Genomic DNA, 12,947 nt, shown 5'->3' with positions numbered 1-12,947 from the left:
AGTCTTCACAGATTCTTTTGATTTTTACCATTTTGTTTTTTCAATTAGTTTGAATAAAGTCCATTACAAGTTTGCCAACGTATTTTGGAGCATCTTCAAGAGAGTAATGTCCTACACCAGGTAGAAGGTGTGTTTGACCATTTGGAAATGCCTGTTTGAATAATGGTAAGAAGATCTTGTGATTTAGTGTCTTATCTTCTTGACCCCAAATTGCAAGTGATGGTTTTTGAGATAACAAAATCTTGGTTTTATCATCAGGAGATTCAAAAATATGCTCATTTGTTGCAAATCCCTTGGCCCAAGCAACTGCACCTAGAGCGTCTTGAGATGATTGAAATGGAGATCGATATGCTCGAATCCAATTTTCAGCAATTATCTCGTTTCTCTCAAAGCCATTTAGTTTCAGTGTTGATAAAATATTGTAATCAAGATGACCCAAGACTTGTTCTAAAATGCCTTCATTTTCTGCCTTGATTATGCATTGAAACCAAGGAGAAAAAGAGGTATTTTCTATAATTTGTTTAATAAGATTAGGTTGTCCTACAGGTGTTGGTCCATTGATTGAAACAATTCGTTTTACTAATTCTGGATGACGTATAGCAAGTCCCATTCCGGTTGGTCCACCAAAATCATGCAGACTAATGTTAAATCATCCAATCCGAGATCAAAGACAAAATTTTCTAGATTATCAATATGGTTCTGAAGCCAATACGGTCTGTTTTGAGGAGTTTCACTTTTTCCAAAACCCATATTATGGTCTATTGCTATAACTCGATACTTTTTTGACCATTCAGAGATTTGATGTCTAAAGAGATAACCCCAAGTTGGTTCACCATGAAGCAATAACAAGGTTTCAGGACCACGACCTTCATCAACATAGTGCATTTGAAAACCTGATGCAGTATTATATTTTGGAGAATAAGGCCATGTTCCACCAAATGTACTATCAAGTCTATTTGATACTGCAAGAGTCATTGTAGAAATATTTGAAAATTAGTTTAAAATCATTATACCAAGTAACTCCCAAATTATAACAAAATTTGAAATCCGTACGATTTACAATCATATTTTTCAATGTCTCTGAATTTTTAACATAACCAACAAGGCATGATAAATAGCAGTGACCGTTTTTTACCCATAAATAGTTTCATTTGGACTCAGCATAATTTTGGGTTGTTTTAGGACACCATCTTAAAACAAATTTTGATTACATCATTTTAGAAATATGGAATTAATTCTAAGATTAATTGTAAATCACGTATTTCACCAAATCTTTTTACAACAAATTGTATTTCTTATTTTTTGTGAAAATCATAACAACTATTTTATGAAACATACATTAATGGACGGCATGTCCGAATCAAAAAAGCCAAACGTTGTTGGAGTAAATGTTCTAAAACAAAATGGCGTTGATGTTGATGAGCTAATCAAAGAATTAGTAAAGAATGCAGCAGTAGAATTTACAGCATACTACTACTTTACCAATCTCAGAGCTCATTGTACAGGAATGGAGGGAGAAGGACTAAAAGGAATTATCGAAGATGCAAGGATGGAAGACCTTAGTCACTTTGAATCATGTATTGAGAGAATCTACCAGCTTGGAGGTTCTCTTCCAAATGATGCAACAGAATTTATCAAGATTTCTGGCTGTGAATTCCTTCAGCTTCCAACAGACCCAACTGATCACATGGCAATACTTGAGAAATGTCTCAAAGCAGAACAAGGGGCAATTGTAAATTGGGACAAAATTTGCAAGATGACTCTTGGAAAAGATCCTGCTACCTACGATATTGCAAAAGATATCCTCATAGAAGAGATAGAACACGAGTCTTGGTTCCTAGAATTAATCTATGGAAGACCATCAGGACACATGCGAAGAAAATTCCCAGGTGAAAGACCACATACCAGAGGTCACTCCAGAGCACTAGATATGGCATAAAAGCCACAACCACTTTATTTTATCATGATTATCACATTCAACAATCGGTGTTTGTAATGCAAATCAATTTTTAATCATAATTATCTACAAAATGCTAATTCTCTAGAAAAGCGGACCCGACCGGATTCGAACCGGCGACCTAACGCTCCGCAAGCGTTCGCACTATCCAAGCTATGCAACGAGTCCAAAAGATTTTCAGAATTGACGCTTAATTTGGATTGCGATTAACTGCAATCATATTCTGCAAATACGTACGGCGTCTCATCAGGTTCATGAAATGTCCACACAGTTGGCAGTAAAACAGTCATAATGTGTTTAAGATTATTATCTTCAATCAGCGTTCCCCAACCTGCATGATTTTTTAGATCAGGACTATACTTTTGAGACAAAGTTCCTGCAAAGGCCCAACCAGTATTCTCAAGAGACAGTATAGAATTAATTTTTTTGAGTACACCTGTTGCAAGTTCTTTTCCACCCATCTGAGCAAGCCCTCCAATGAAAAATACAGGATTAGTCAAATTCAGAGAAGAATAATCAAACAAGGTTGCATCAGAGCAAAAGGGATGAAAATCAAGTGTGGTTGTTAGATGTTTTTGCAGATCAACTAACATGTCATCAATCTCGATGCTGTATGATTCCATTTCAAGAACCTTAGCGCAAAATGCAATCCTTCCATCACCAGAACCAATATCAATTAGTTGTTCATATCCAAGATTTTTTGCTGCAAGAGATCCAACATACGCAGAAAGAATCCACGTAGGAGAAAAGGGAGCATGACTAGAACCATGTTGAATACTGTTTAGCCAATACTTGTTGATATCACCCTCATACACAACACAAGAAATGCTGTCGATAGTTTCTTCAAAAGAATTGTAATAGATAGGATTTTTTGTTGCAAATTGATGAAGAAGTTCCAGATCAGATTGGTTAATTGGAAACTTTTCAGACTCTAAAGACGGAATTACTTCTTGAATCTGACTTTTTCCTTGATAGGTTTGTGCAAACGCTTTTTTCAATGAGATTAAATTTTCAGAGAGTTTCTCAACTGTCATCTTAAGCCCTTGTCATATTGCTCAACAAATTCCTTAGTGCTCATCATCTCACGCAGTTGTTCAAAGTTTTTTGCTTGATTTTCAATGTCTTCTTTAGATTGATCTGAAGAACTTGAAGATTGCAGTTGTTTGGTCATATCAGCAATAGAGTCTGCAAGATATTTTATGACAAAAGGATGCAGGTTCTGATCAAATTTTTCAGATATGAATTTTTGAGTTTGTTTTATTTTAGATAAATTTGAATCAGAGGCACCATTATTACTTTCAAGTTGTGCCACTAGCATCTGTGCCAATGAATTCACATTTGTTGTTTGATAGTATGCCTGAATTATTTCTGAAATAGAAAGATCAGATTTTGATAAAGCATCCAATACAAGGGATTCTAGTTTACCACTCTCAGTTAAAAAAATCTGAAAAATTTCATCAATGTTATTTGAACCTGGGATCACAGAAGAAAAACAATATCAAATTTTTAAAAACGTTGGTATTTGTAAAATTATGCTTCTTTTTCTGCCTTGTTGACAAAGACATAATTCATGATTATACCTGCAATTATTCCTCCTAAGATTGGAGCTGCCCAGTATAACCAATGGAATTCCCAGAATCCAGATATCAATGCAGGACCAAAGGTTCTTGCAGGGTTAACTGATGCGCCGGTAAGAGGCACAGCAATCAAGTGTATAAGAAATACCATTCCACCTATTGTAAATCCATGCCATCCAGGAGAAGCCTTTTTGTGAACTGCACTCATGAAGATAACTGTAACTAAGAAGAATGTCAAAATTGCTTCTATTGCAAATCCAGAACCTATGCTGTTATTGATTAAATCACTTGGGCCACCTTGGGTTGCAAAATTAACCTTTGCTCCAAGCTCAGGAAGAATTGCCTTTAAGGTAGCTGCTGCTGCAACTGCTCCAATCAACTGGGAGGCAATATACCCGATACCATCAGTGATTCCAATCTTTTTTGTAATCATCATAGGTATTGTAACTGCAGGATTGATGTGAGCTCCAGATACATGTCCAAATGCGTAAATCATCAAAGCAATTGCACCACCGTGACCAAGAGAGATGAAAAGTACTGATTGTGTGGTAAGTTCCTCTCCAAAAGAGGCAATTGCCAAAATTACAGATAATGGTCCAAAGAATACTAAACCATATGTTGCTATTGCTTCAGCAAGATATGCTCTTGGATTAACCATTAAGCAACTGGCCTGCCAATTTCCATATAAAAGATTCGGACATGTAAGATCACCTAAATTTTCAAAAAGTAATTAATTACAGCACAATCCAGTTCAAAGCAATGATTTCTGAAGGAGACACAGTTCCAAAATTTGAGATTCAGGATGCAGATGGCAACAAAGTAAAATCCACTGACTTTAAGGGCAAGAAACATGCAATCTATTTTTACCCAAAGGACTTTACTCCAGGATGCACTACTGAAGCAGATGAATTTTCAAAGAATTATTCAAAATTCCAAAAAGAAGGAATTGAAATTATAGGAATAAGCCCAGACGATGTAGAGTCTCATAAGAAATTCTGTGAAAAAATGAAGATAAAATATCCACTATTAGCAGATGTCGATAAGGAAGTCTCAAAGATGTTTGGAGTCTGGGGCAAGAAAAAGTTCATGGGTAGAGAGTACATGGGAGTAATGAGAAGCACTTTCTTAGTAAACGAGAAAGGAAAAATTTTCAAAATTTATCCCAAAGTGAAACCAGCTGGACACTCAAAACAAGTTCTAGAAGATTTTTTGAATTAAGCAAAAATAAGTAAAAGAAAGGGTCTAAAATTTAGAAGCCTTTTGGTAGTGTGCCTCTAGATTGTTTTGGAGCCTCAGGTTCTGGTTGTGGTTCAAAGCCCTTTGGTAAACTTCCACGGGTACTTTGAGATTTTGCTTGTGCTGCAGCTTCAGCTGCAATAGCTTCTTGTTCTGCTTTTTCTCGGGCTATCTTTTCCTGTTCAATTCTTTGCAAGTACTCTTTTTCATATTCTTCAAGATGCTGCTTTCTTGATTTTCCTTCGTTGTTATTACTGGTTTGTTGTGGAGGAGGTGCTTGTTGTGTTTGAGCTTGTTCCATTCCCTTTGGTAGTGTACCTTTTGGTTTTGGTGGTGGAGGGGGGGGAGGTGCTTGTTGTGTTTGAGCTTGTTCCATTCCCTTTGGTAGTGTACCTTTTGGTTTTGGTGGTGGAGGGGGGGGAGGTGCTTGTTGTGTTTGAGCTTGTGTTGCAACACCTTCAAAGGTCATATTTGTACCACTAAAGCTACCAAATGTTTTGTCAGGTGGATGGTATGCTATTCTTGCTCTTGTTGCAAAGTACTGGTTTGATACTGCTGTATAACCTGTAACTTTTGTTTTTTGATCATTCCAGTTTGTTGTTGGAACTTTTCCGACAGGAGCAGTTCGTCTAACAAAGTATCTGTTAGGTGCTGGAGAATAACCAGTAACTTTTGCTCTGTACTGATGGAAATCAGTCATCGGAGCGTCATAGTATGCCTTCTCTAATGCCTCTTGTGCTGTAACTGGAAGTTGTGCAGTTGTCTCAGCTGGTTTTGGTGCTTCCTCTGGTTTAGGGGTAGCCTCTGCTGGTTTGTCACCGAATCCTTTTGGTAGTGTACCTTTTGGTTTTGGTGGTGTAGTCTCAGCTGGTTTTGTCTCAGCTGGTTTTGTCTCAGCTGGTTTTGTCTCAGCTGGTTTTGTCTCAGCTGGTTTTGTCTCAGCTGGTTTTGTCTCAGCTGGTTTTGTCTCAGCTGGTTTTGGCTCTAATTGTGTAGATAGTTTTGAGAGTTTTGCCTCTAATTGGGCAATTTTGTCTTCAAGATCTTTTTTAGTACCTGGTTTGCGTTTTTCTGCCATTTCTTACAATAAATACCGTATTGTTTATTTGTATTTTGATCATAATATGATCGATTCAAAATAAATTAGTAAAATGAGTCAATATTATGTAAAAATTACATAATATTCTAGCAAAAAATTTTGATGAATTTTACATTTAGTCAGGTTCCCAAAATTGCATGACATACATGCAGTTGTTACATCTCCACAATCTAACATGAATTCCATTATTAGTATCTGCAGCATACTTTCCATCTTCTAATCGAATCACTCGTGGAAGATAACTTAATTCAGGATTTTCAAGCCATTCATTTTGATCACAGTTAGGGCAAGGGATTTTCGGAGCCATAAGAATACATCGTGCGGCAACAGAAGAATATTGCTATTAAAAATATAAAATAAAGAAGTTGTAGAATTAGAAACCTTTTGGTAGTGTACCTTTTGGTTTTGGTGGTGGAGGGGGGGGAGGTGCTTGTTGTGTTTGAGCTTGTGTTGCAACACCTTCAAAGGTCATATTTGTACCACTAAAGCTACCAAATGTTTTGTCAGGTGGATGGTATGCTATTCTTGCTCTTGTTGCAAAGTACTGGTTTGATACTGCTGTATAACCTGTAACTTTTGTTTTTTGATCATTCCAGTTTGTTGTTGGAACTTTTCCGACAGGAGCAGTTCGTCTAACAAAGTATCTGTTAGGTGCTGGAGAATAACCAGTAACTTTTGCTCTGTACTGATGGAAATCAGTCATCGGAGCGTCATAGTATGCCTTCTCTAATGCCTCTTGTGCTGTAACTGGAAGTTGTGCAGTTGTCTCAGCTGGTTTTGGTGCTTCCTCTGGTTTAGGGGTAGCCTCTGCTGGTTTGTCACCGAATCCTTTTGGTAGTGTACCTTTTGGTTTTGGTGGTGTAGTCTCAGCTGGTTTTGGTGCTTCCTCTGGTTTAGGGGTAGCCTCTGCTGGTTTGTCACCGAATCCTTTTGGTAGTGTACCTTTTGGTTTTGGTGGTGTAGTCTCAGCTGGTTTTGGTGCTTCCTCTGGTTTAGGGGTAGCCTCTGCTGGTTTGTCACCGAATCCTTTTGGTAGTGTACCTTTTGGTTTTGGTGGTGTAGTCTCAGCTGGTTTTGGTGCTTCCTCTGGTTTAGGGGTAGCCTCTGCTGGTTTTGTCTCTAATTGTGTAGATAATTTTGACAGTTTTGCCTCTAATTGGGCAATTTTGTCTTCAAGATCTTTTTTAGTTTGCTTTTTAGCTGACATTACTCAACATCAAAGTCCGGGGTTTATGTACATTTGGGTCGATTACTACAGACCAAACCGGATCAAGTTTTATATGCATAAGAGACATACAAGATGCAATGGATGATTTTGAAAAAGAATTTCCAGACTTTGATTGGAAAAATACTCCTGCATACAAACATCCAGGTGGAAAGAACTGCCCATGTCCAAAACATGAATACATTAGAGAACAGATCAATTTTACAAAACAAGTAAATGAAAAAGGAAAAGAACCAGCCAAAGTCACACTAAAGTTTTGTCCAGACCATTATAGGGTATACATGGAAGAAGTCATACCTGCAATGCCACTAAAATACAAGATTCTTACCAAAATTGCTTTAAAGTTAGGAGCCATACAGGTAGAACAACTAAAGTACATGGAATCAGAGTTGTGTTTTTACTGTAAATTTGGATCAGGTGGTCACGACAAAAAGAATGAACTGCCACCAATGTAAGGATCCAAGATCATAACCATTAAGCAAATTAAACTAGAGAATACAAGGGTAGAAAACATCTTACAGCGAGATTTTAACAGGTATCAAAAATTTGAAAAAATGATCTGTAATAATTAAGATTAAGAGTACTAAAAATCTAGTTAAGCTTATACTTGAACTAGCTTCAAAAAAAGCGATGCCAATAGATGATATTCATAGTTTTATTTCAGAATTAGAAAAAAATGGAGAACTAAAAAGAGTCAAAGTCCAAGTGGACTCAGAATTAGAAATTGCAGAGATTATGAGAAGGGAGATGTATTCTAATGGTCCTGCAATACTTTTTGAAGATGTCAAAGGTTATGACATGCCGATTTTAGGAAACGCATTTGGATCAATGAAAAGATTAGAGATAGGTCTGGAGATGGAAGACTTTACAGAAATTGGTCAACGAATAGTTGACATGACCAAGATGGACATACCTTCAGGTTTTCTAAACAAAATAAAAAAACTTCCAGAATTATCCAAAATGACTGCAGCTTTTCCAAAGGCAGAAACTAGTGGTCCGGTAACTGAAATCACATTACAAGAAGACAAAGCAAGTTTTGACGATTTGCCGATTCTTAAATCATGGCCAAAAGATGCAGGCAGGTTCATAACTTTAGGATTGACTGCAACCAAACATCCAGAGACAGGAGTTCGCAATCTCGGAGTTTACAGAATGCAAATCATAGATAAAAACCACGCATCCATGCATTGGCAAAAACACAAAAGAGGAGCTCATCATGGAGACATTTCAAAGGACAGAGGAGAAAAAATTCCAACTGCAATAATTATTGGAGGAGATCCTGCAACAATATTTTCATCAATTGCACCAGTTCCAGAAGGATTAGACAAGTACTTGTTTGCAGGAATCACAAGAAAAGAAGGAATCAAGACTGTAAAATGCAAAACAATTGATCTAGATGTTCCAGCAAATGCAGAAATTGTTTTAGAAGGATATGTTGATCCTGCAGACATTCGAGACGAAGGTCCATTTGGAGATCATACTGGATACTACACGCCTGTGGAACCATATCCAACTTTTACACTTACAGGAATAATGCGTAGAAAAAATCCAATTTACGTAACTACAGTTGTTGGAAAACCAATACTAGAGGATGCGTATATCGGTAAAGTAATCGAACAATCATTTCTCCCACTCATACGTATGTTCCATCCAGAAGTTATAGATTTTAGCATGCCAGCAGCAGGATGGTTCCAAGGATTTGCAATCATATCAATCAAGAAGAGATATCCAGGACAAGCAAAAAAAGTCATGATGGGTCTTTGGGGTATGGGACAATTGTCACTAACCAAGATGTTTGTTGTAGTAGATGAGGACATTAACGTTCATGACATCAATGATGTTATCTGGGCAATTACCACAAGGGCAGATGCAGCAAGAGACACCATCATAATAAACAATACACCTACCGATACGCTTGATCCCGCATCACCTCTTGTAAATTTAGGCTCTAAGATGGGAATTGATGCTACACAAAAGACAAGTGAAGAAGGATATCAAAGAGAGATTCAAGAACAAGTCAAAGCAGATGAAGAGACAAAGAAAATAGTAGATTCAAAATGGCCCAGTTATGGATTATGATATGGAAACAGAATTGTAAAAATTATCTCTTTCTTCTACCTGATAACCAATTTGATGTATGGCATCACTGATAATTTTATCAGTCAATTCAGTGGAACGAGCACCAGTACAAGAAACTACTTCTTCACCAATTAAGGTCCCACCAAAATCATCAGCACCGTATTGTAAAGCAAGTTGAGCCATACCAACTCCATTTGTAAGCCATGAAGATTGTATGTGAGGAATCAAACCATCAAAAACCAATCTGGATATTGCTATCATCTTTAACAGTTGAATTCCACCAGTACCATATTCAACTATACCTTCTTCATGCATCAAAGTATTGTTTGGTTCAAAATTCCAAGGAATAAAGGCCATGAATCCTTTGGTTTTTTCTTGCAGTTTTACAATTTTAAAAAAATGATCAACAATGTCACTCTTTTTTTCAACATGGCCATACATCATAGTTGCAGAAGCTGAAAGTCCAAGAGAGTGTGCCTCATCCATAATACGAATCCAATCAGCACTAGAAATTTTCTTTGGACTAATTACATCTTTTACAGAATCAACCAAAATTTCAGCTCCTGCTCCAGGAATCGATTGTAAACCAGATTCTTTTAAACGAGATAAGACTTCGTAGGTAGAAGACTTTTCAACACGTGCAATCATGTCAATTTCAGAAGTTGACAAGCCGTGAACTCCAACTTGAGGGAATTTTTCTCGAATCATTCTAAAAGCATCTTCATAATATTCTATCTTCAAGTTTGGATTGTGTCCACCCTGAATCAAGACTTGCCTTATCTTAAACATCTCAGAGGCAGCCTGTACACGGGATTTAATTTCATCTAGAGTCAAGGTGTAGGAATCATCAGCACCAGGAGAACGATAAAACGCGCAGAACTTGCAATCAGTAATGCAGACGTTAGTGTAATTGAGAATAATATTATTTACAAAAGATGCCTTTCTACCAAATTTTTTTCTGGTCAAATGTCCAGAAACAAGTCCCATAAGATGAACATCATCAGATTCTAAAAGTCTCATACAGTCCTCAGGACCGGGCCTATGACCGTTAATAGAATTTTCCAAGATATCTTTGATGTCGCTTTTTTGTATCTGCTCAGTAGTCTGACTCAACTGATTTTAGTCATCAGAATTTCTATTTAATCCATGCTCATTAACAATCAAAAACGTGGAAAATTCGTGTTATTTAAGTAGGGCACAAAAATGAACTAAGAGCATGGTATCAGGCAATCAAATCAGGCTAAATAGAATTTTAAGAAAAGGAAAGATGTTATGCATTCCAATGGATCACGGAATCTCCAACGGCCCCATGGAGGGCTTGGAAGATCCTGCATCAACAATTTACAAATGCGAGGGGCATGGACTAACAAGCATAATTATCAACAAAGGAATTCTAAAATCATTACCAAAACCACCCAAAATTGGGACACTAGTTCATTTTTCAAGCAGTACAGCATTATCATTATCACCAAACCGTAAAATGCTAACAGGAACAGTAAAGGAGGCAGTTGCAATGGGAGCAGATGGCGTTTCATTGCACATCAACATAGGAGGAAAAGAAGAGCCAGAAATGCTAGAGCAGTTAGGAATGACTGCAGACCAGTGTCACAAATGGGGAATGCCATTGTTGGCAATGATGTATCCAAGGGGAGAAAACATTCCAAATCCACACGAACCAGAAGTTGTTGCACATGTGGCAAGAATAGGTGCAGAATGCGGAGCAGATATCGTAAAAACGCTTTACACAGGAGATATTGACTCCTTTTCAAAAATTGTCAAGAGTACACCAGTGCCAATTGTGATTGCAGGGGGTCCTAAAGCAAAAACAGATTTAGATATTCTTCAAATGACAGAAGATGCCATGAGTGCTGGTGCTAAGGGAGTAACATATGGCAGAAATATTTTTGCTCATAAAAAACCAGAAAAAATGGTAGAAGCCTTGGCAGAAATTATTTTTAGAAAACAAACAGCAAAGGAAGCAATGAAGAAAGTTGAATAAAAAAAGAGAATTAATTATTCTACCCAAAGCAACACAGAGTCAGTTAACAAAATTTCTACCACAATTAGAAAACGAAGGAATTAAGACTGTGTATCTTGACCCAAAAAAAAATGCAAAGTCAAAACTACAAACAATTTTTCCATCAAATAATGCAAACCACATAGTACTTGAAAGAGAAATAAAGGCAAAGCCAAAGGGAAAGAAAGTAGGCAGAAAATTTCAAGTTTTATCAAATTCAGACATTGAAGATATACTCTCAGTTGCTAAGAAGGGATTGGATTTTGTCATAGTAGAAGTAAAAGATTGGAAGATCATACCTCTTGAAAATATTATTGCAAAATTACATAAAATCAATACCAAAATTTTTGCCATGGCAAAGACACCAGAAGAGGTGAGAAAGATGTTCTCAATTTTAGAGGTAGGTGTGGATGGAGTAATTTTCAGCACATCATCAATTAATGAAGTAAGAGAAGCTATGGTGTATTTGGGCACAAGAAGTTTTGAGATGAAGCCTGCAAAAATTATTGAGATCAAAGAGGTAGGAGACGGTGAAAGAGTCTGCGTAGACACTGCATCTATGCTTCACAAAGGCGAAGGAATGTTGATTGGAAGCAGATCAAATTTCCTATTTCTAGTTCATAATGAATCAGTAGGATCATCATTTACATCACCGAGACCATTTAGAGTCAATGCAGGTGCAGTTCACTGCTATACCCTTTCACCAGACGGAACTACAAATTACCTATCAGAAGTAGAGACAGGATCTGAGGTACTAATCTTAAATTCAAAAGGAACTGCAAGACGAGCAACAGTGGGAAGATCAAAGATTGAGAGAAGACCCATGTTAATGATTAAAGCATCAGCAAATGGAGAAATTGGAGGAATTATTGCACAAGATGCAGAAACAATTAGGTTTGTTAAGCCAAATGGAAGTCTAGTTTCAGTCACACATCTAAAAAAAGGAGACACAGTCATGGTTCATGCAAAGCCTGCAACGGGTAGACATTTTGGAATGGAAGTCTCAGACGAATATATTTTAGAAAAATAAAATAAAAGAAAATGAAATTCAAGACTTGTGTATCAATAGCTGAAAGAACACCAAACAAAGTAAACCAAGTATTAAAAATCGCTCTGAAAAAATCAGACTATGCCGAAATTAGATTTGACTTTTTAAAAATAGAACAGATTCCAACAACGTTGAACTTGATTAAAAAAAATCTAAACAAAACAGTTTGTACGCTTAGACCAAAAAATGAAGGAGGGCAATTTGAGGGAAGTGAGAAAGAGAGAATAAGAATTCTGAAATTAATTGCAGAGTACAATCCATTTTTACTTGATGTTGAGTTTAACACTTTGCAAAAAAATTCAGAGTTAACAAAATATTTGAAAACCACTAAGACAAAAATTTTAGTATCTTGGCACGATTTTAAAAAGACTCCAAATTCAACAGAGTTAAAGAAAAAATTAACCAGTATGGGAAAGTTTTCACAAAATATCAAAATTGTAAGTACAGCAAAATCAACTGATGACTCTACTAGAATGTTGGAATTGTACAGTAAAAAAGGAAAGAGAAACCTAATAGCACTTTCAATGGGAGACAACGGAAGAATATCAAGAATTTTGTGCCTCTATCTTGGAAGTCCATTTACTTATGTATCACTTGGAAAGCCTGTAGCCCCAGGGCAATTCAGTATAGACGAGGTAAGAAAGATCACAAACCTCAAAAAATGAGAATTTTAATTGAGAGTTTAAATCAATCATTTAATTCAGAGGAT

The 12,947-nt window shown here is 36.7% G+C and carries 16 protein-coding genes and 1 tRNA gene; 7 read left to right on the top strand and 10 right to left on the bottom strand.

Translation table 11 applies throughout. The features are described from left to right. Positions 1-40: 40 nt before the first annotated feature. Positions 41-610 carry an alpha/beta fold hydrolase gene (locus ACOQN3_RS02715; protein WP_420544953.1) on the bottom strand — a complete coding sequence of 190 codons (570 nt, stop codon included), beginning with the start codon at positions 608-610 and terminating at the stop codon, positions 41-43. Next, on the bottom strand, positions 580-975 hold the full coding sequence (locus tag ACOQN3_RS02710) for an alpha/beta fold hydrolase (RefSeq protein WP_420544952.1): 396 nt from the start codon (positions 973-975) through the stop codon (positions 580-582). Before ACOQN3_RS02710 ends, ACOQN3_RS02715 begins: the two co-directional genes overlap by 31 nt. 376 nt (positions 976-1,351) lie before the next feature. Here ACOQN3_RS02710 and dps point away from each other — a divergent pair, with 376 nt between their 5' ends. Beyond that, positions 1,352-1,939, top strand: coding sequence for a DNA protection during starvation protein (dps, locus tag ACOQN3_RS02705; RefSeq protein ID WP_420544951.1), 588 nt, complete (start codon positions 1,352-1,354; stop codon positions 1,937-1,939). A gap of 111 nt (positions 1,940-2,050) precedes the next feature. Here dps and ACOQN3_RS02700 read toward each other — a convergent pair. The 4 genes from ACOQN3_RS02700 to ACOQN3_RS02685 form a co-directional block, all read right to left on the bottom strand. Then, a tRNA-Arg gene (locus ACOQN3_RS02700) sits at positions 2,051-2,125 on the bottom strand. A 38-nt stretch (positions 2,126-2,163) separates the two neighbouring features. After that, positions 2,164-2,991, bottom strand: a complete 828-nt coding sequence (locus tag ACOQN3_RS02695) for a hypothetical protein (protein ID WP_420544950.1) — start codon at positions 2,989-2,991, stop codon at positions 2,164-2,166. Continuing rightward, positions 2,988-3,440 carry a hypothetical protein gene (locus ACOQN3_RS02690; RefSeq protein WP_420544949.1) on the bottom strand — a complete coding sequence of 151 codons (453 nt, stop codon included), beginning with the start codon at positions 3,438-3,440 and terminating at the stop codon, positions 2,988-2,990. The genes ACOQN3_RS02695 and ACOQN3_RS02690 overlap by 4 nt, the downstream gene beginning before the upstream one ends. Positions 3,441-3,487: 47 nt before the next feature. Continuing rightward, the gene (locus ACOQN3_RS02685) at positions 3,488-4,192 is read right to left on the bottom strand and encodes an MIP/aquaporin family protein (RefSeq protein ID WP_420544948.1); all 705 of its coding nucleotides are present in this window, start codon (positions 4,190-4,192) and stop codon (positions 3,488-3,490) included. Between the two features lie 101 nt (positions 4,193-4,293). On the opposite strand from ACOQN3_RS02685, the gene bcp reads away from it, so the two are divergent. Further along, positions 4,294-4,752: a thioredoxin-dependent thiol peroxidase gene (bcp, locus tag ACOQN3_RS02680; protein ID WP_420544947.1), complete on the top strand. Its 459-nt coding sequence runs from the start codon at positions 4,294-4,296 to the stop codon at positions 4,750-4,752. 31 nt (positions 4,753-4,783) lie between these two features. Here bcp and ACOQN3_RS02675 read toward each other — a convergent pair whose 3' ends face one another. The 3 genes from ACOQN3_RS02675 to ACOQN3_RS02665 form a co-directional block, all read right to left on the bottom strand. Further along, positions 4,784-5,848 carry a trans-sialidase gene (locus tag ACOQN3_RS02675; protein ID WP_420544946.1) on the bottom strand — a complete coding sequence of 355 codons (1,065 nt, stop codon included), beginning with the start codon at positions 5,846-5,848 and terminating at the stop codon, positions 4,784-4,786. Positions 5,849-5,984: 136 nt separating this feature from the next. Further along, positions 5,985-6,176 (bottom strand): hypothetical protein, encoded by a 192-nt coding sequence (locus ACOQN3_RS02670; protein WP_420544945.1) that lies wholly within the window; start codon positions 6,174-6,176, stop codon positions 5,985-5,987. Positions 6,177-6,242: 66 nt separating this feature from the next. Next, positions 6,243-7,076 carry a trans-sialidase gene (locus ACOQN3_RS02665; protein WP_420544944.1) on the bottom strand — a complete coding sequence of 278 codons (834 nt, stop codon included), beginning with the start codon at positions 7,074-7,076 and terminating at the stop codon, positions 6,243-6,245. Positions 7,077-7,174: 98 nt separating this feature from the next. Between ACOQN3_RS02665 and ACOQN3_RS02660 the strand changes: the two genes are divergently transcribed. Next, positions 7,175-7,549, top strand: coding sequence for a hypothetical protein (locus ACOQN3_RS02660; protein ID WP_420544943.1), 375 nt, complete (start codon positions 7,175-7,177; stop codon positions 7,547-7,549). A 175-nt stretch (positions 7,550-7,724) separates the two neighbouring features. Further along, positions 7,725-9,173 carry a menaquinone biosynthesis decarboxylase gene (locus ACOQN3_RS02655; RefSeq protein WP_420544942.1) on the top strand — a complete coding sequence of 483 codons (1,449 nt, stop codon included), beginning with the start codon at positions 7,725-7,727 and terminating at the stop codon, positions 9,171-9,173. Here the strand turns inward: ACOQN3_RS02655 and ACOQN3_RS02650 are convergent. Further along, positions 9,168-10,286, bottom strand: a complete 1,119-nt coding sequence (locus ACOQN3_RS02650; protein ID WP_420544941.1) for a CofH family radical SAM protein — start codon at positions 10,284-10,286, stop codon at positions 9,168-9,170. The genes ACOQN3_RS02655 and ACOQN3_RS02650 overlap by 6 nt on opposite strands. A gap of 103 nt (positions 10,287-10,389) precedes the next feature. Here ACOQN3_RS02650 and ACOQN3_RS02645 point away from each other — a divergent pair, with 103 nt between their 5' ends. The 3 genes from ACOQN3_RS02645 to aroD are packed head-to-tail and all read left to right on the top strand — an operon-like array spanning position 10,390 to position 12,903. Then, positions 10,390-11,172 (top strand): 2-amino-3,7-dideoxy-D-threo-hept-6-ulosonate synthase, encoded by a 783-nt coding sequence (locus ACOQN3_RS02645; protein ID WP_420544940.1) that lies wholly within the window; start codon positions 10,390-10,392, stop codon positions 11,170-11,172. Beyond that, positions 11,165-12,220, top strand: coding sequence for a 3-dehydroquinate synthase II (locus tag ACOQN3_RS02640; protein WP_420544939.1), 1,056 nt, complete (start codon positions 11,165-11,167; stop codon positions 12,218-12,220). The genes ACOQN3_RS02645 and ACOQN3_RS02640 overlap by 8 nt, the downstream gene beginning before the upstream one ends. Positions 12,221-12,231: 11 nt before the next feature. Next, positions 12,232-12,903, top strand: coding sequence for a type I 3-dehydroquinate dehydratase (gene aroD / locus ACOQN3_RS02635; protein ID WP_420544938.1), 672 nt, complete (start codon positions 12,232-12,234; stop codon positions 12,901-12,903). Positions 12,904-12,947 lie beyond the last annotated feature (44 nt).

Origin of the sequence: Candidatus Nitrosopumilus sp., from assembly GCF_965223225.1 — an archaeon.
Taxonomy (GTDB): domain Archaea; phylum Thermoproteota; class Nitrososphaeria; order Nitrososphaerales; family Nitrosopumilaceae; genus Nitrosopumilus.
This window is presented reverse-complemented; position numbering and strand designations above follow the sequence as displayed.